The organism is Paenibacillus germinis (assembly GCF_013141785.1).
GTDB lineage: Bacteria > Bacillota > Bacilli > Paenibacillales > NBRC-103111 > Paenibacillus_E > Paenibacillus_E phytorum.
In genome coordinates this window covers 1-20,345 of the sequence record NZ_WHOC01000122.1, presented here as the reverse complement: position 1 = coordinate 20,345, position 20,345 = coordinate 1, and the positions used below count along the sequence as shown (strand labels likewise).

Sequence of the window (20,345 nt, the reverse complement as noted above, 5' to 3'; positions counted from 1 at the left end):
ACAACCACTGGAGCGCCGTATGCCGTCCATGCGCCGTTTTCTCCTACTTTGTACTCCTTCACCGTCGCATCGGACGGATAGCTGATCGTTACGGTAACGTCCCTATTGGTTGGTGCTGTAATGTCTGCAGACAACACGGCGTCGACCAGAGGAACCCCCTTTAATACGTTAAGTACGAACGTCCTTGTGTCCGAGAAAGTACCTTTTGTGATCGTTGCTGATAGCCTTACAGTCGCATCGGACGATAACGGGCGGGTTACCTTACCGTTTGCGTCGATGACAGATGTAGCGTCACTGCTCCATGTAATTATTGTCCCGTTCGCACCGCTCGTTACCAAATGAACGTTTTTCGTTACACCTACTTCGCTGTCACCCTCCGCGTAACCGATAGCAAGATTCGCTTTATCCAATGCGACGTCTATCTGGTCAGATTCAATCGTAATCGATGTGGATCCGAGCAAGTTACCGTTTTGGTCATAAAGCTGAACTATCATATTATCACCGCTTGAAGGGGCTAAAACATTTATAGTTTGCGTACCCGCTGTTACAACATAGCTTTGGCCATTCACTAACACGTACATGCCAACGGCAGCACCGGGATTGTTTAAATTTGTGCCCTCAACATCAATAGTTAGGTCGGTATTTGTTCCGCCGTTTACTATGCTAGTAGTCGATGCATTAAAGTTCGACACATTGTAGAAGTTTGCTATTACGGTATTATCATAGAACGATGTGGCGAATTCCGTTGATGTGCTGTTCGCATCAGCAAACACCCCTCCATTGGATGCAGTCCAATTAAGGAAGTATGACCCTGCAGCCGGAGTTGCAACAACGGGCATTGCCGTACCCGAAAGATAACTGCCCTCACTGCCTTGGGTTACAGTACCGTTTCCAGATGTTGAAAAACGAAGAATAGGTGTGCCACTCCTAATATCCATTTTGAGAATGTTACTTAGATTGCCGTTCGAATTCTTCTCTTGGACATAGACCGTATATGGCACATACGGTGCGAGATTTGGAATACTGATGGTATTATCGCCTACATTACTGGCTACTCCGGCTCCAGATGTGGAAATCGTTGGTTGTGCGGCCTCGCTGTACACTACTTTATAGTAATAGGTGCCAGCTTGAGTAGCAGTGAATGTCACGGATGCGGTACCTGTAGGCCCGTTAGTTCCATTGCTGACACTATCGGAAGGGGTTACGCTCTTTGCTGAGATAGTTAAAGAATTCGCATTCGTCGGCATCTCTACGACATTCAAGATTGCGGCGAGTGTTGTATAGATTGCCGACATGAGCGAGTCATTTGTGTTTGTGATCAAGCACTGATACTTTGTACCATCGTTAGCAACTGTTACCGGTGAAGCAGTTGTATACGTGCTGCTTGTCGCGCCACTAATGTTGCTCCATGTTGTACCGTTATCGGTTGAAACCTGCCACTGATAAGTGAGTGTTCCACCATCAGAAGCGTATGCCATTGTACCGAATGATACTGACTGAGGATCGGTTACAGTCTGTGACCGCGGATTTACAACCACCATTGGAGTGGCAGCGGCAGGTTGAGTGATTGTGTAGGCATGTGAGGAAACAGAAGAAGAATACCCACTGCTATTCACTTCAACCATTTTCAATGTACGACTGTTATTGATGGCTATGGGACCCGTATACAGCGTTCCGTTTATTGTTGGGTCGGAGCCATCCAGCGTATAGTAAACACTGTCGCCAGAGGTGCCTGGTGTTACATTCACAGTAACCGGATTTGCGTATGTTCCGGCGGCAGTATCTAACACGGGCGACGCCACTGACGATGCATTGGAAGTTACAGTTAGGTTGTTAATGCGGAATTCGTTGTCAATTCCGCCAAAGCCAACACCTCCAAAAGCGTTTGATGGATTTGGCACCTGCGCCACCTGTGTACCGTTAACGTAGAAAGTGATAGACGATGTGCTAGCGACAGCTTTGTAAGAATTCCAGTTGTTCATATCGAACCCGGACGGCATTTGAATGTTGCTCACAAGCGTTTTATCGGCCGGTGAACCACTATTATTGCGTTGATAGATAATCCATGAACCGTTTGTTAGATTATTGTAAACATACCTAAGCTCGTAACGGCTAACATTTCCGCCGCTAATGGCACTTACATAAACAGAAAGGGGGGCGAAGTTTGCGTATGCCGCTGAACCCGGATTAGATCCCCAGCCAATAAATTTGATGTTCGCGGTGGCTGTGTAATTCGTCCACGACGAGTTGCCTAAATTGGTGTAGGCAATGGTATCCGGTGTTTTAATATCCAATGCCTTACCGCTTGCATTGTTCGGGTCTGTTGTGTCGGAAACAAGGTTGTAAACAGGTGCAAGGCTCGGGGTACCGGTCCTGTTGTTCGACCAGCCAGTTGGTGCTGAGGTGCTGCCTACTGTGTACCCGCTGAAGTTCTCTGAATAAAGAGTATTAGTGCCGCTCGAAAACGTAGGTATAAGTTTAGCCCTGGCTGTTTGCAACCCGATAACGGCGTTGATTACATCGGAGCCGGTTGCACTGTTGTTTTTGAACACCGAATTGGCACCGGCTATTGCAGACATAAAAGCATTCCAACTTGTCGTTGAGTAGTTTCCTTGTGTAACCGACATTGCATTGGCAATTGCATCACGAAGCGGTTGTTTGTTTACACCTACTGCCGTCTCCACGGCCGTTGTTCCGTTTATCGTGTAGTTATACCCGACTGTCTCGCTGTATACCCCTGCATTCACCTCTACAACTTTGAGGATACAGCTGGAATTGATGTTAATCGGATTTCCAGAATAAAGTGTTCCGGAAATAGCCGGATCGGAACCATCTGTGGTGTAATACATAGAATCGCTTGAATTTGCCGCTGTAATGGTTACGCTCTGCGGATTGCTATACGTGCCGGATGATAGGTTCGCCTGTGGAGGATTAACAGGATTCTGAACAAGGCTAATGTCTGCCACATTAAACGTAGCATCATACCCGCCAAACCCAAAGCCGCCATAAGCATTGCTGGGATTGGATACTTGTGCAACTTGAGTGCCATTGACGTAATATGTGATACCACCATTTCCCGCTACAATTTTGTAAATGTTCCAGTTACTCATATCAAAGCCGGCAGGCATTTGTATATTGGTTACTAAATTGTTGTCGGTGGGGTTACCGCCTCTTTGGTAAATAACCCATTGACCATTCGAGAGATTCGGATAATTATACCTGAGCTCATAACGGGATACATTCCCTCCACTATTGCTACTGACATAGACGGATGGGCCAAAATTTGCGTATGTGCCGTTAGAATTGCCCGACCATGACACAAACTTCATTTGGAAAGTCAATGTGTAATTTGTCAGTGATGAATTACCCAATCCATAGAATACAACATTGTCCGGATTTGTGATCTGCACGGCCTGGCCGACTGTTGCGCCTTGCACGATTTTATAGGAAGACTTGGCATTTGAAGAACCGTCTCTGCTGTCTACCCAGCCAGTCGGTCTAACCGTGCTGCCAATCAAGTATTGACTGAAATTCTCAGAGTAGATCTGAGTCGGCATTGCTGTTGGCGGAACGGTTATAAGAGGTTGAACTGGCTGAGCGTCCTGGCCACCATGGATGTAAAAGTCGCTGAAATCTGTCGAACTGCCGACCGACTTTCCATCCGGCCAACTTGTTCCCCAGTCCCCCATACCAACGTATGTGAATGCAGTGGTGACACCGTCTGCTGAGGTGTAATCAGCAACTTGCTGATTGTCTATAGATATCTTTACATTCGTTCCGGAGGAATAGTCCATCGTAAGGGTACGCCAACCGAAATCACGGCGCACATTAGTTACAATCGACTGATTGCCCTTTTGAATGGTATAGAAATCTTTCGACACATTACCGTTAGCGCCAATTGCCAATATGTTTTTGCCATCATCGGCACGCAAGTACATATGCGCTAAAATTGGATCCGGCGGTGAGGTTGTTGGCGTATCTCCCAAGAAATAATCTTTATGTCTGTCAAAAAACTTGACAGTTACAACCTTATTGAGTGGCTGTGCAAAGGGACGACTGACAACAACACCGCTCGGATTAAGTGGTGTATAAATTGGAAGCGAGCGTATACCAAGCCGCGGGTCGGTCGGATTTGCCAATATGCCCATAGACATATCTACATTGCCTTTTTCTACTGCCCACTTTGTCATGTCAAGTGTATCTGAGTTAAACGTATCCGAAAAATATACATTTGACGGTATTGTTTGTTGGTAGACGTGTCTATTCGCTCCGAGCAATTCAGTCGGGAAGTACGGCGTTAAACCAATTAAACCGTATTGCATTTTTGACGGGTCAAACGACTTCACGCTAGTTACGCTGTCGACATTGTTTGTGGTATTTTGGAAAATGTACATATCGCCATAGCTGCCAGGACGAATGGCCAATGAGTGACTTTGCGTGTTCAGTGCTAGAATGTTTGAAAAAACAAACCCGGTTGCGCCCATAGCAGTATCCAATCCGCCAACCGAATTTTTTTCATGTACAGAAGCCGCAGTACCTATATCAGAGATAAGCACTTGATCCATATAATTATAACGATCAACAGAAGTATCAATTTGTGACAGGTTCGTTGTTAGATGATTAACATCATTTGATCCGTGCTGGGTACCCGAAGAATACCATTGTCCGCCTCCGGCAGTAAGCCAGGACATGAATACAGCGCTATCTTCGCCTGCATCTTGATGTGTATGGTGCACGTAGATGTATGAGAAATGATTGCCGACAGTATAGTTATCTCTTACGTTATCGAAATTCGGGTTTGCACTTTGCCCTCCGCGAGGGTAACCACCAAGAATAAGCATTGCGCGTTTGGGAGAATTATAAATCTCTAAGTGACTAAATGTGCTCTGACCACAACTCATAACGGTAAGACCAACCCCATGACCTACAAGCTGACCGACGTCATGGATAAGAACATTGTTAATCGTATGATGGTTGGAATATTTGCCGACGCCAGGATATCCGCCGTCGATGGAAATCCCCCCGTTACCGGTGTGCTCAACCGTGGTGTTATCAATCGTGTTGTACTGATTGTCACCGAGCATAAAGATGCCATATATACCAGCATTTTTTATGTCACTGTTTTTGATTGTTATGTTGTTGGTGCCTTGCATCGTAATACTGCCAACTTGGAAAGCCGGACGTTCGGCAGATTCAGCATATGCCGGCAGAGTTACGCCCGGCTTCAATGCTACCGGCGGGAATTGACCAATGCCACCATTAGCATCACCATAGTTATATGTATAGCTGTAATAGTCACTAAACTCTGTGTCCTTTACGGCAAGACCATCAAAAACAATGTTGTGTACTTGCAGCGTCAGATTGGGTTGATCACCGGGGTTTGCCTTCGGTGTACCCTGCAGATTGATGACAGTTTGCATGGTTGGCGTGACAACGGTTTTATTTGTCATCGTTCCATCGGCCGGATAGTAGTAAAGTACGCCTGTTGTTTTGTCATAATGGTATTCGCCCGGTGTGTCAAGGAACGAGAGGTTATGTTGCAGGAAATATCTCGAACCGTTACTTACTGTATATTTTACTCTATATTGGTATTTGTTATAGAAATCCGAACCATTTGCTTGTGGCTGGTTCAGTGTAATTGTTGAGGTGCCAACGGTTACACTTGCAACAGGTTCCGTATCGGTAAACCAGTCCCACGTACCGTTAACACCACCGGTACCGCCGTCCCAAGTGAACACTTGGGCGACTTCCTCACCGTTTTGCTGCGCTAGCTGCAATCCGTTGATCTGATCTGCAGTTAAATCACTCTTATTGATTTGAATATTAGTGCCATTGGAACTTCCGGCTACGCGGTTATAGGTATCCTTGGCTTCGGGGAATCCTGCCTGAGGAATAAGGTTTGGCATTCTTGCCGAAGTTGCCCGCGCATCATTAACATATAATGTATTAAAAGCCGATGAATTCAGACCGCTGAATGTAGTGGGATAGTCCGCTTTGTTCAGTTGAACCTTCCACACCTTACCTACCATGCTTGTTAGCATACCATATTGGGTAACGTCGCTTTGGGCGGCTTGTGTCCAGCCGTTCGAATCAACAGGTATACCTCCATAAAGCTTTGCAGCGCCAATTCCGCCCGAGCTTTCATAGACAATGTTGTAGCCGTTTGTACCAGAATCTTGCGGCGTAAGGTTAAGAGTACTTGGCATGTAATAGTCGCCTGGCGCAATGCTAACTATGATATTGCCTGTCATGTTTTGATTAATTTGTTGCACTGCTTGTTGCGCCCTTTGTAAAGTAGCAAACGGATTGGCCTGTGAACCGTCACCGGAAGTGTCATTACCGTTTGTAGAAACATAAATTATTTCCATTACATTCCGTTGAGATTGAACGTTTACCTCTCTTGCGCTTACTATTGTATTGGCAAATGTAAATGTCGTCATTACCATTGCTGAAGCCAATGCTATTGATGTAATTTTCTTTAAAAATTTGCCCATTGAATTTACCTTCCTCCTTTATTTAATAGTTTTCTGCTCCCACCTGGGTTGATGCGCATACGTTTTAACCAACATTAATATCCCCCCCTCTCTCTCTTCTTGACCACATCTTACTTTAACCAGTTCACAAATCCTATTGTAAAAAGAGCATTTCATTGCATTTTTCATTGTAAAAACGGCCCTTTATTGTACTTATCGTTCAAGTACACTAAAGGGCCTCTGTAAAAATCTTATTTAGTTCACTTGCCTAGTTCCCTGTACATGTTTATTTAAAATATATTCCTTCGGCGTAACGCCGTATTTCTTTTTAAACAGTTTGTAAAAGTAGCTCTCATTTTCCACACCGATTTTTTGGAGAACTTCCTTAATACTGCGATTGGAACTTCCAAACCATTCCGCCGCTTTTTCCAATCTTACATCATTAATGTAATCTGCAACCGATCTAGCGTACTGTTGATTGAAAATTTTACTAATTTGCTTAGCAGATACATTCAATTTTTCTGAGATATACTGTAGGCACAAGGCTGGGTTCGCATAATCGGCTTGAATTAACTCGATAACCGTGTTATTGATGATGGAATGTTTATCGGTCTCTGTCCGTTCCGCTTTGGTTACGATACTTCTGCAAATTTGCAAAATGTTGTCGTACTGCTCATCCAATGTTTCCATACTGAATAGCTGGTTGGACAGTAAGTTGTAATTGATTAGCAAAGGTTCTAATCTACTCCTGTTAATTTCCTCTGTCATCTGTTTTAACGTATTGACTAAACCCATAATAGATAAAAAGACGTTATTGTAGTTCAACTTGGCAATTTCATCAAACAGTTTAATCAGCGTTTCTTCTGCCGAAAGGACATTCCCGCTTTTTAGCGAATCCACTAGTTTCTTTTCCAACGAAACGGAAAAACCAACCTGTGAATTGTCTGTATTGGCTTTAATGGTCCTGTTCGTCAGAACGCAAGACTTGCCAAATAGTAAACGGTAGACTGAATTATTCAAAGCCACCTCATACTTGTCGGTCAAATCATGCAGATTTTCGCAACGGTCGCTAATAAAAATAGAAATAGATACTTTGAAGTATTGACTTATATACGATTGTGCCTTATTCCAAAGTGCGGTTATTTCCAAAACCATAGTTTCTTTGTCAGACCCATCTATATTTAAAATAAAGGCCATATGATCATTTTTCATTTCAACGACTTCAACCCGATAACATTCAGACAATAGTTCCAGCGAAATGTTAATGATGCCGAATGTACAAAGATCACGATCAAACGGACTGAACATCCCCTCAAATTGAGCACGATTATCGATTTTCACAATACAAACGAGTCCGGGTTCGTCCTGTGATAAGCCAATTCCTGACTCAAATCCTGCTTTGTCAAACTCATCTTTAGTAACCGATTGGCTGTCTATTAGCAATTTCCTTAAGAAGTATGTTTTCAGAATTTCACGATCCGATTGTTTATTAAGCTTGTATTGGTTTAATTGATCAATTGAAAACTGGTACGCATTGTTCAAATATGATATCTCGTCCTTCGAATGGGATTGATCCATTTCAGTTACGTTGGATACGACATGCTTTACCAAAGTATCAATCGGTTTGTAAATTTTCCGAGAAATAAAAATAGAAGCCATAAATGCCAGAATCATAAAAGCAACGATAATCACAATTAATGTATATTTCAATGTACTGATTTTTTGAAATACTTCATCGTATAGTTGTGCTTTCACTAATGTCCAATTCATTTTATCTACAAACGTATAAGTAATAAGATACTTCTTGTCATTTATGTCTTCTGTAAAATATCCCGTGTTATCTGGAGAGGCTTGTTCACTATGGTGCTGTTGATAAATCGCTTTCAAAGAATCTTGCAAAGTGCCTTTTTCTTCAATTTCATGCCCCACGATTCCACCATTATCGTCAAGGATCATGATTTGATCATGCCGCTTTTCGTCAACCATATTAATCTCTTTAATACTGTTGAGAAGCCATTCGGTACTAGCGTTTACGATTAATGCGCCCTCAGGTTGATTTAGCTCATCCTTGAAGTCATACATTAAATAAGTGACCACATTCTCATATCTTTTCTTATCTTTCTCTATGTTGTATTCGATTTTTCTCGGTATAGGTTTCAATTTTGGTAATTCTTGTTTGGATTGAAGCAAAGCTTCAAAATTGGTATCTTTGAATAACAAGTCTGCTTGCGTCGTGTAATACGTTTTGATATGTCTGTTATACAAATAGATAGATTGTATAAAAGGGTTTACACTTAAGATCGAAGTTTTGATTTTATTCATTTCATTTAGCATTTCTGTAAAATCCACATGATTATTAAATATCAATGGGCTAATTTCGGGGTTATAGTACATAGATAAAATAGAATTAACAATCATATCGTCCATGAAGTTAATATTATATTTCACCTCGTACAATATTTTTTTGTTCGCTTGATACTCATTATCCAATACAGCCTGCTCCACTTTGACAAATGCAATAAGTGCAAACGAAATTAGCGGCAATAGCATAGCTAATGCAATCCACTGATAAATTTTACGCAGATATTTTCGACTTTTTTTGTTTTTAAACCACATTAGACCACCTCAAGGTTTGTTTATCTGTTTTAATCCTTTTTTATCCTTAGACTACTACACTTCAACAAATTTTTCACTAATCCTGCATTTTTTAGATGTTTCGAAGATATCTGCACAAACCCTATCTATAGAAAGGGTGAAACGAGTGGTTGTCAGTCAGCTTGACCAACCCGCAAACAGTCTCGTCATTAATCTCAATATTAAGTAGATAGTAAACCCAGGTGGGACAAGAAGACAGCCCCTCATCATTTCCTCAAGGTTCGTACTGCTTCCTGTTACAACAACGGATACCATTTTATACCAACTTGCATTCGTTTGTGGAGACGTAATCGCCAATTTAATTTCCGGTTTGAACCCATTACCGCGTTCGCAAGGGAGATTTGATTGTATTTCCGCCCGGCTTGCGCTACCAACTCCATACTGCAGAAGTCGGCAATAACGTTCATTACTTATCGCTCAGTTGCAACTTGAGACTCTGACCGTTCGATTTCCATGAGTTGTATCCATTCCTGAAGATTACAGCTGTCTCCGACGGTGCTGTATTCGATGCGCTTGCCTCCCAATGGACGGAGTCAGCTGTTTGGTTCGAGCAATTCGCCGCGCTCCATGATCAGCTAGACACGGAGGTATTTAGCGCGAGATCGCCGGACCTGACTATTTCGCTTTCACTGCTACGCATTCAAGGAGCCTTGTATCAATGGTTCGCGCAATTGATAAGCCTGCTGATACCTCAAATGTCAGATAAACAATAAAACCGGCACCCTATCGGAGTCCCGGTCGTTTTATATTACGACTATACAACTTCAATCAACCGCCCATCCCGAAAATACACAACCCGCTTCGCCTCCTGAGCAATGGCCTGATCATGCGTAATCAAGACAATCGTCCTTCTCTGCTCATTCAATCTTTTGAAAATATCCAATATCTCTGCACCTGTCTGAGAGTCCAGCGCCCCCGTCGGCTCATCTGCCAGAATAATCGCCGGATCTCCGGCCAATGTCCGGGCAATCGCAACCCGCTGCTGCTGCCCACCGGAAAGCTCCGAAGGCAGATGCCGCCTGCGGTCCACTAAATCTACGGCTTCCATAGACTGCATAACTAGCGGCTCCCGCTCTTTTTTACTCATGCCCCGATAAATAAGCGGCAGCTCCACGTTCTCATATGCATTAAGCCGTGGCAGCAAATTAAAGCTCTGAAAGACGAACCCGATCTTCCGATTACGAATCTCAGCCAGTTGAGCATCCTTCATTCGATTGATCGCCTTCCCATCCAACATATACGCGCCGTGATCCGCAACATCCAAGCAGCCTAAAATGTTCATCATCGTCGACTTCCCCGACCCCGATGGTCCCATAATCGCCACGAACTCGCCGTGATCGATCTCTAACGAAACATCATCCAACGCTCGAATCGTTTCGCCGCCCATCACATAATTCTTGCTCACATGCTCCAACTGGATTATGGTCATATTCTTCGCCTCCATTATCTGTGAACAAATAAATGAAGTATGCGACTCCTCCGACTGACCGACCTTACCGTTTCGCCTTATAAAACTCATGATACAATTTCATGAGCGCCCGCTTCTCAATACGCGACACATACGACCGCGAAATCCCCAGCTCCTTCGCAATCTCCCACTGCGTCCTCTCTTCCCCGCCAAGCTCTAATCCAAACCGGCCGACCACAACTTCCTTCTCGCGATCGTCCAAGATTTCCAAGTTCCGATAGATTTTGCTCTTCTCTATCTTGAGCTGCACCTTATCCACGACGTCATCGGCTTCCGTACCGAGAATGTCGATCAATGTAATTTCATTCCCCTCTTTGTCCGTTCCGATGGGATCATGCAAAGACACATCTTTGCGCGTTTTCTTCAATGAACGTAGATGCATCAAGATCTCGTTCTCGATACAGCGAGCCGCGAATGTCGCGAGCTTGGTCCCTTTGTTCGGCGAAAACGACTCAATCGCCTTAATCAATCCAATGGTCCCGATCGAGATCAAATCCTCTAAATCTTCCCCTGTATTATCGAATTTTTTGAGGTTGTGAACACGAAGCAACGTAAATTTCTTCGGATAGTACAATGTTAGCCTGATTTTCCATACTTAAAATCGGCAGCAATGGACGAATTTATAAAAACGATCATCTTGACTTCTATCGTGATCTAATTAGCAAGCACGTGACTAGGCAAGACAAATAGCCGCTGAAGCTGACATCCGAATTAGGATATCAGTTTCAGCGGCACAAAAAAAGTAGGAGTGACACTCCCCCCTCTCGAATTAACTGCAACTTAAAATTTGCAACTGGTAATACCCACCCCAAACTTTAATCGCTAATTATCCGTCTTACACATATCGAAATCAAATGATTTTATACACGCAGCAGGAGGTAACATCATATGTTAAAAAAATCAGCAAGTGTGCGGGGTATAACCGCCAGTAGAGAGAAAAGGCGATACATGCCAGGATTAGACGGGCTACGCGCGTTATCCGTATTAGCCGTTATAGCATATCATTTGAATAACTCCTTAGCTCCAGGTGGCCTTCTCGGGGTTGGTATCTTCTTCACATTATCTGGTTATCTAATTACCGATCAGTTGATTACGCAGTGGCAAACAACAAGACAGATCAACCTGAAGGATTTCTGGATGAAAAGAGCTCGAAGGCTCATGCCTGCCATGTTCTTCATGCTTGCCATTATAGGCATATGGTTGCTGGTATTCGATCGAGCACGATTGTTCTCGTTGCAGGGTGACTTCGTATCCGTGGCACTTTACTTCAACAATTGGTGGCTAATTTTTCATAACATATCCTACTTCGAAAGTTTTGGTCCGCCATCTCCGATCGGTCACCTCTGGTCGTTGGCCATCGAAGAACAATTTTACTTCCTGTGGCCGCTGATTTTGGTGTTTGTATTGCGTTTCACACCGCGTCGAGGTCAACTAATCATGTTCACGCTGATTGGGGCTGCAGCTTCTGTTCTTGCAATGGCCTTGGTCTATAATGCGAATATGGATCCAAGTCGGGTCTACTTCGGCACGGATACACGGGCATTTGCTTTGCTCGTGGGTGCGGCTCTAGCCATGTTATGGCCTAGCCACAATTTGCCCGCTTTGGTTACCCGCAAATCGCGATTGATGCTGGATATCGTAGGTGGAACTGGCCTCATCGGTATCCTCCTGATGATTTGGAAGACGAGTGAATATGATACTTCCCTCTATGTCGGTGGATTAGGACTCTTCTCCATCCTTTCTGCAATCGTCACAGCTGTACTTGCACACCCAGCTAGCCTAGTAGCCAAATTAATGAGTTGCCCACCGCTTCAATGGATCGGAATGCGTTCATACAGCCTATACATCTGGCATTATCCGGTTATAATCCTTACTAGTTCGTCGGGAGACATAGGGGAAGTTAACGTTTTCAAGATTCTAATGCAGGTATTCATCAGTTTCCTTCTAGCTACTCTATCTTGGAAATTCATCGAGGAGCCGTTTCGTCGTGGTTCGTTTAAAGGGCTATGGAGGAAAATAGAGCTATGGCCGCCATTCAAAACTCGATTTATGTTTGTGCTTACCATCACTCCTCTTCTTCTTTTCGCCATTTCCTGTTCAAGTAAACTGTACGCCGTTAAGCCATTAAACAGCCCGCCTGTAATCGTCGAGAATGCAGCAGCATTCACCCCAACGCCAATCGTCAAGGAGACGCCTGCGCCGACTCCCACGCCCAGACCATCGCCGTCACCGACTGTTATGCCAAAAGAACCGGCTGCAACCGCTACTCCTAAAGTCGGAGAGAAGGCAAGTATAACAGCAATAGGCGATTCCGTAATTCTGGATGCGGCCCCCTTCTTAGCGAAGCTCCTACCTGGTATCATCGTGGACGGCAAGGTCGGTAGACAGATGTCTCAGGCGCAAGAAACAGTTGAAAATCTTAAGGCGAACGGAAAACTTGGCAAACAGGTTATTATTGAACTTGGTACCAACGGTGCATTCACCCCCACTCAACTTCGTGAACTTCTGACTTCTCTGGGTGATGTGCAGCAGATTGTTCTTGTAAACACTCGTGTCCCTAAAAAATGGCAAGATACCGTCAACTCCACTCTCAAAAAAGTGGCGTCAGAATTTCCAAAAGCGACGATCGTAGATTGGTATTCTGCAAGTAAAGGCAAGGACACGTTCTTCTTCAATGATGGCGTACACTTGAATCAGGAAGGTGCCAAATATTACGCGTCACTTGTGAGTGAAGCCGTACTGAAAGAGACTTCGTAACAAGGACGCTGAAATAGAGACAGCTTAACAGCTTCCTCTACGGCATCGTCCGCTTCCGTCCCTAGAATGTCGATTAGTGTTATTTCATTCCCCTCTTTGTCCATTCCGATGGGATCATGCAAAGACACATCTTTGCGCGTTTTCTTAAGCGAACGCAGATGCATAAGGATCTCGTTCTCGATGCAGCGAGCGGCGAAAGTCGCGAGCTTGGTCCCTTTATTCGGTGAAAACGACTCGATCGCCTTTATCAATCCGATCGTACCGATTGAGATTAAATCCCCGAGATCTTCTCCTGTATTGTCGAATTTTTCGACAATATGAACACGAAGCAACGTAAAATTCCTTGGAGAGTACAATATTAAAGTGAATATTCATATTAAAAACGGCAGCCATGGACGTAAATGAAGTCCTTGACTACCGTTTTTATTAAGGTTTTGGTGCAACAATTAAAATTGACCAAAGATCTCCGTAATTTCGTTGTTTGATTATGCTGTCAAACCAAACAATTTGTTGATTAATTCAACTGAAGAAAGGACAGACGAATGAATGCATTCGACCTGCCCTTTCCTTAGCATATGCATGACTTCGATTCCCGTGATTGTGTACTCTGCAGTTTCAAAAGACTTAAATCCCAACATTGGTTTTATGATTTTCTTTATAAACAAGCTGGGTTTTTATCGACAGAGATCACGCGAGGTGATTGATTGTGTGTTGAAGTCAATGCTTTCTTGAAAAATCGTTACTTAGGCTATATTTCAAATACCATCTTACTGTTAGCAAGATAACTTGAGATTCACACTGCTTCCACTTAAACAAATCTAATTTCGTTTCCAACGTAATTGCCCCCTCCCATGAATTCATTTCAATCATGGTATCAAGGATTAGAACTTTGCACCACAGCCCACACTTGCCAGTTTGATCGCGGTCGGCCTTACCCCTTTGGTTAATGCTATCAAGGTTATATTGCCCGGCGTCTCTCGGGCTTGGAGCAGCACGGTAGCGATACCGGCCTCCGCCCGCACCGGATTTTCGCCGACGATGACCGCTGGACCATCGATGTCGAACAAAACCTCGTCGCAGGCGGAGGGTACCACAGTCCCGTTCGCGTCCTTGATTTCGGCATAGACAAACACGAAGTCGGCGCCATCGGCGGAAAGCTCCTTCCCGCTCATGTCGATGCGGAGGGAAAGCGTATCAGGCTCAAGCGGTGTGCGCACGACATGTTCAGCCGCTTCTTTGCCACCAATTCGCCCGATTACCTTCAATTCCCCAGGCGCGTACGCCACACCGGTAAATGTGAACGGGGCTTGCGCCAAATTGCGGCAATTTCCTCCGTCATGCAGAAAAACCTTCATGTCGCCTGCATCCGTCTTCCCCTGCACGCATGCGTCCTTCCATTTATGCTGCTCTTCATCCGTAAGCCAATAGTCCACCTCATAGCCTGTCACACGTTCGCCGTATTCCGTGTCCGGACCTTGATCAGGCTTTCTCGCGCCGACCGATTTCCCGTTTACAAACAGCTCGACCTCATCACAATTGGAAAATACGACTACCTTCGTCGGCGTGGTACGTTCCATCCAATAATTCGCAATATAGACCATCGGTCCGCTTTCCGCATGTTCATGAACGATTTCCGCTCTTCGTTGACTCTGATAAAAATAGTAAACGAATTTAGGCAGCCGGAACGTATCGAGGACCCCGCACTCTGCCAACCGTGGATAACAACCGCGGTTATGGTCGATGCCGACCCATGAGGCATCTCCGAGCGACCACTTGTTGCCACGGTTCCGATTCAGTGACCATTGATAGTTCCAGGCTTGCAGTAGCAGTTTTTGTTCTCCCGCGTCGCGCGGTACCCGGCTTGTACTCTCATGACCGCCGAACTCGTAATCCCCGTACTCTCTGTCGAATCCTCCTTTATCGGGTAGGACCTCCTCCAGAGGACGGGACAACGTTTCGTCGTTCCATAACGTATAGGGTACATCGTAGCCGACATAAGCGGGTTTGTTCCGTCCCATCGTATCTCCTGAAGTAAAGATTTGATCCCCCGGATATTCCTCATGAGCGATCAAATGGCATTCGTGAAAAAATTCATCTGTCGCCCCCTTCCTGCCGGGATACGTTTCGTTCAGGCTGACCTCCCACATAATCACGCAAGGTCGGTTCCGGTCACGGCGGATCATATCCCGTATATTTTGCCGGACAATATTCTGGAACTCGCCTTCCTCGCAATACTGCCAGCCCGGTACCGGTTCGACGGCCATCAGCCCTAGTTCGTCGCAAGCGTCAAGAAAAGCGGGCGCCTGGGGGTAATGGCCTAGCCTGACGAAATTGAAGCCCGCCTCCTTCAGTTTCTTCGCATCGCGATAATGCGCGTTGTCCGAAGCGGCGTTTCCGATATAGGGAAACTGCTGGTGGCGGTTCGTTCCCCGGATGACCAGACTATCGCCGTTTATGACAAAGCCTCCTTCTTTACTGAACGAAATCGTACGTATTCCGATCCGGGTGCGAATCTCGTCTGCCGTATGGCCGTCTTCTACGATTTTCGTTTGCAGCGTGTACAAATAAGGTGTGTCAGGATGCCAGAGTTGCGGCTTCGTGATCGTCAGCGTTTGGACGAACGTATGCGCTCCGCCGGCCGAAACCGCCTCAACCGAACTTTCAGCCGTCTCTACTTGCCGTCCTTGTTTATCCAGCAGCGTTGTCACGATTTTCGCTTTCTTGGCGGTTTCATGCTCGTTGAGCACGTGCGTTTGAACTTCAACCGTCGCCGATGATTGCGAGACGTCGGCGTATTTGACAAAAATTCCGCCTCCGGCCGGTTCTCCGGCGTAAATGGCATCCGTGACATGGAGCTTCTCCGTGACATGAAAATGAACATTGCGATAGAGTCCGCCGAAATAGGAAAAATCGAGGCTCTCCAGCGGCTTTCCCGGAGGTATGGAGCCGTTGTTCCGGTTGTCGAGCCGAACGGCAATGACATGATCCGCTCCGAAATCCACATCGTCGGTGATATCAATCGTAAACGGCAAATAACCGCCTTTATGATTCAGCTTGAGTTTGCCATTGACCCATACAGATGCCTCATGCATGGCCGCTTCGAATTCCACAAAGATCTTCTTCCCCTTGTCTGCTTCGTCCAAGGCAAAATGCTTGCGGTACCAGCATATCCCTTGAAAATGCATGTCTACATGCAGCGATTCAATTCTTGGCGTATGAGGCAGACAGACCGTTTCCCAGCCTTCGTCCGAAAAACGCTTCTGTTCGGCTCCGCTTATGTCTTCACGAATGAACTTCCAGTTCCGGTTGAAATTCACCGTTCTTCTGCAGTGATTCGAATGTTTCATTGTATATCGCCTTACCTCTCATCATTTTATTTCTAACTTAATTCTGAAATTTCACATCTGGAGACAATCGACAAAAGCGATTTCTATTCGTCCTCAGCTAAATTATTCCTCTTGTGTATTTTTTAATATTTCATAGAATTCATCCATTTGGATAACACAGTTCTCCAAACGGGACTTCTCCGCTGCAAAAGCCATAAGATGGCTTTGGACAGACACATGAGCTGAAGTGAGACCTGCAGCATTTCCGTCTTGACGCACTAATCTTACGAAATCTTCCATAATGCCTTCGTCTCCCCCGCCATGCCCCTCTTGCGGAGACTCAAGGTGAATGAGCTCTTTTTCCCCTGTCAAAAAACTCGTGATTTCGATTTCGTTCCGTTCCATATCCGCTCTGATTTGTCCGTTAGATCCCATCAACTTCAACGATCTCCCGCCTTCAAATGTAAAAGCACTCATCGTAAAAGCAACCGTTACTCCGTTATCAAATTCCATATTGACCACCTGATGGTCAACGACATCGTTGTCGCAATGGTACACACATCTGCCGTATGGCCCCTCCTTCAAGGCATGAAGCACGCCTTCATCGCTTGAATCGCTACTAACAATTGTGCGGAAAACTTTGTTAATCCAATCATCCCGCTCAATGTAAATTTTAGGCGCATAATAGGGGCATTCATCTTGAACGGGACAACCGTCCAGACACATTTTTGGTGCGCCCTTAGGGGCATTCTCTTTCAGAAAATGCGTTAATGAGCCGAAAGAAGCTATTTTTGTACAATTCGCATCGGCTAACCACAATAAAATATCCATGTCGTGGCAGCTTTTAGCTAAGATCATCGGGCTGGATTCTTTGGATTTTCTCCAGTTGCCTCTTACAAAGCTATGAGCGTAATGGGCATATTCAACATTCTCCGTATGCTGGATCGTAATTAATCTGCCGATACGGTCTTGTTGTAACAGCTTTTTAATCGTCTTGAAAAAATCTGTAAATCTTAACACATGACAGATCGAAAATACCCGCTGGTACGACTCTGCGATTTCCCCTAAAATGATGCATTCTAATGGATCGGGTGACATTGGTTTCTCAAGCAGAACGTGATATCCTCCTTGCAGCGCCTTGCATGCTGGTATAAAATGCATCTGGTCCTGGGTGCAAACAAGCATCGCATCAGCCAACTTGGGCTTTGCTAATAACAGTTCCCAGCTTTCATAGCCGTGTTCTGCTGGAATATTGTGTTCAAGCATAAATTGTTTTCTCCGCACTGGATCAATCTCTGCAACAGCGACAAATTGAATTTGATCTGGGTATTTCAACGCATAAGATGCGTATGCGCCAGCGCCTCTCTGGCCTGCACCTACAAGGACTGCAGTAATTTTTCTCAAGATAATTCCCCCAATAATATCATCTATCATTTATGCAAGATCATCGTCTGCTCGCCGAAAGGTTCTATTACGATCAGATAATAATTAATCTGTATTACTATCATAATCATTGAAAGAACGGAATGAACTACCCTAATTCAGCAAAATCTTGAAGAATAACAATCGGATCGTTAGTGCCATGCAGTTCGAACACGATTAACTCATTTTTCCCTTCGCGCAGAAGCGGTCCTGGGATATATAACGTTTTCTGCGGACCAATGTCCCAATAACGTCCGAGATTATAGCCGTTGATGTAAGCCACACCCTTCGTCCAACCTTCCAGTTTCAAGAACGTGTCTCCAACCTCGTCAACATGAAACTTGCCTTTATAAAAAGTAGGCGTAAATGAGACATTTTCTTGCATGTCCCCGAATGCGAGTTTCGATATATTGTTAAGAGGAAGCGAGTAGATCTTCCAATCGTGCAAAAACCCTCGCTCAAAACGAACCCCTTCTGTAATCCCTTTTGGATCTTTCAAATGATAACCGTAATTAATTCGACCCATATTTTCTACTAAAATACTTAATGTCGCGCCTTCAGGAGGTATTTCTACCAGAATATCATTCTCTTTTATTTCCACTGTCTGATCATGCGTGTTTCTTTCAACTGTCCCTTGATAAATCCCATCCAGGAAAATGAGCGCCCTGTCACGCACTTGTTGGAGTACGAGTTTATTCTTTGCCCTTGGACCCGATATCTGTGTCGTATACAAAATAAAGCCGTAATCCTGATCCAATTGTTCCATCGTTATTGGACATTTACTTGTCATCGGGGAGGACAACTGATCAAGCGAATCAAATAACCTCGTTTGTTCAGTAAGGCGGACAATGCCGTAATGTTTCTTTGGAATGGAAGAGGGAATTTCAACATCCGCCAAATCCACATACTTGGAAAGCAATTCTCGAACTGCAATGTATTTGTCCGTAATATCTCCGGATTCATTCAACATCGCGTGATAATCATAACTGGTTACGTCCGGTTCATATTTACCCAAACAACCGGCTCCATTATAAAAACCAAAATTCGTACCGCCATGGAACATATAGAAATTAACGGAAGCGCCCAATTTCAGCATCCGGTCCAGTACGTCCACCACATCGTCATTACCTCTCCGATGATGTTCATCTCCCCAATAATCGAACCAGCCGTTCCAATATTCCATACATAGGAGCGGTTTGTCCGGCTGATATTCCTGCAATTTAGCAAATGCTTCTTCAGGCCGCGATCCGAAATTGACTGTTGCGAACACGTCCGGAATTAGCGTACCTCCTTGAAGATTGGAATCGTCATAACCATCTGAAGTGAACAGAAGCACATCCATTCCACGGTTGATCATGGCTTGCCTTATATACGCAAGATATTCTTTATCTGTGCCATAACTTCCGTATTCATTTTCAATTTGCATGGCGATAATCGGTCCGCCATTCGTACATAGAAGGGGTTTAAACCTTGCCAATAATTCGTCGTAATAGGTGTCTATTTTATCCAAAAAAGGCTTATAGTAACAACGCAATTGCATGGAAGGGTCCTTAAGGAGCCAATAGGGCAACCCGCCAAATTCCCATTCCGCGCAAATATAGGGACTCGGCCGAATAATGACGTGCAGTCCCAATTCTCCGGCTATTTGAACAAAACGCTCAACATCGGCGATGCCTTGAAAGATAAACTGCCCTTCTTTCGGTTCATGGACATTCCAGGCTACATAGGTTTCAACCGTGTTAAAACCGCAAGCTTTTAATTTTAACAACCTGTCTTTCCAATATTCAGGCACAATTCTGAAATAATGCATTGCTCCTGACAGGATTCGAATAGGTTCCCCGTTATAAATAAACTGTTTGCCTTCAATTGTGAACGAAGCCATCTTAACATCTCCTTTTCGCCGATCATACTATTCGAACCCTTCTTAAAAAACAACAAAAATTAAAGAATCCTTCAATTTCTTTAAAGGCACTTATCAAAAATAGTGATTTTTCTACAAAATAGCTAAAAAGCCTTCAAATCCAACAACATAGTGGAATTGAAGACTTTTTTCTGAATTTCTCCTGCCTGGAAAGAAAAAAATAGATGAGACAAATAAACTGGCAACGGGCCGTTCTGCAACTCTAGCAGGACGGCCCGTTCCGGGGTAATTCGACCTTATCCAGTAAGGCCAGTTTTACGTATTGCTGAACAGTGAACTAGTTGGTTAACAAAGACCGCGCATCACGAAGAAGATATTGCGCC

9 protein-coding genes and 2 pseudogenes are annotated in these 20,345 nt (G+C 44.6%); 2 read left to right on the top strand and 9 right to left on the bottom strand.

Going from position 1 to position 20,345, the window contains the following annotated elements; translation table 11 throughout:
* Both GC102_RS23045 and GC102_RS23040 read right to left on the bottom strand, forming a co-directional pair.
* On the bottom strand, positions 1-6,494 hold a 6,494-nt coding region (locus GC102_RS23045), incomplete at its 3' end, for an immunoglobulin-like domain-containing protein (RefSeq protein ID WP_171691581.1).
* A gap of 234 nt (positions 6,495-6,728) precedes the next feature.
* Complete coding sequence (locus GC102_RS23040; RefSeq protein ID WP_171691580.1) at positions 6,729-9,089, bottom strand: AraC family transcriptional regulator; 2,361 nt, start codon at positions 9,087-9,089, stop codon at positions 6,729-6,731.
* Between the two features lie 497 nt (positions 9,090-9,586).
* Between GC102_RS23040 and GC102_RS23035 the strand changes: the two genes are divergently transcribed.
* Positions 9,587-9,841, top strand: a complete 255-nt coding sequence (locus GC102_RS23035; RefSeq protein ID WP_171691579.1) for a hypothetical protein — start codon at positions 9,587-9,589, stop codon at positions 9,839-9,841.
* A gap of 41 nt (positions 9,842-9,882) precedes the next feature.
* Here the strand turns inward: GC102_RS23035 and GC102_RS23030 are convergent, their stop codons facing one another.
* On the bottom strand, positions 9,883-10,557 hold the full coding sequence (locus GC102_RS23030) for an ABC transporter ATP-binding protein (RefSeq protein WP_216628138.1): 675 nt from the start codon (positions 10,555-10,557) through the stop codon (positions 9,883-9,885).
* A 64-nt stretch (positions 10,558-10,621) separates the two neighbouring features.
* On the bottom strand, positions 10,622-11,182 hold the full coding sequence (gene sigK, locus GC102_RS23025; protein ID WP_312883360.1) for an RNA polymerase sporulation sigma factor SigK: 561 nt from the start codon (positions 11,180-11,182) through the stop codon (positions 10,622-10,624).
* Positions 11,183-11,484: 302 nt separating this feature from the next.
* Between sigK and GC102_RS23020 the strand changes: the two genes are divergently transcribed.
* Positions 11,485-13,353 carry an acyltransferase family protein gene (locus GC102_RS23020; RefSeq protein ID WP_171691577.1) on the top strand — a complete coding sequence of 623 codons (1,869 nt, stop codon included), beginning with the start codon at positions 11,485-11,487 and terminating at the stop codon, positions 13,351-13,353.
* Here GC102_RS23020 and GC102_RS23015 read toward each other — a convergent pair.
* The 5 genes and pseudogenes from GC102_RS23015 to GC102_RS22995 form a co-directional block, all read right to left on the bottom strand.
* Positions 13,347-13,682: pseudogene (locus GC102_RS23015) on the bottom strand (sigma factor); the annotation flags it as partial. The gene GC102_RS23020 and the pseudogene GC102_RS23015 sit on opposite strands and share 7 nt — an antisense overlap.
* 156 nt (positions 13,683-13,838) lie before the next feature.
* Positions 13,839-14,214: pseudogene (locus tag GC102_RS23010) on the bottom strand (hypothetical protein).
* Positions 14,215-14,234: 20 nt separating this feature from the next.
* Entirely contained in the window at positions 14,235-16,700 is a 2,466-nt protein-coding gene (locus GC102_RS23005; RefSeq protein WP_171691576.1) for a glycoside hydrolase family 2 protein, read from the bottom strand.
* Between the two features lie 102 nt (positions 16,701-16,802).
* Positions 16,803-18,083 carry a Gfo/Idh/MocA family protein gene (locus GC102_RS23000; protein ID WP_171691575.1) on the bottom strand — a complete coding sequence of 427 codons (1,281 nt, stop codon included), beginning with the start codon at positions 18,081-18,083 and terminating at the stop codon, positions 16,803-16,805.
* A gap of 127 nt (positions 18,084-18,210) precedes the next feature.
* Positions 18,211-19,983, bottom strand: coding sequence for a glycoside hydrolase family 35 protein (locus GC102_RS22995; protein ID WP_171691574.1), 1,773 nt, complete (start codon positions 19,981-19,983; stop codon positions 18,211-18,213).
* Positions 19,984-20,345: the final 362 nt, after the last annotated feature.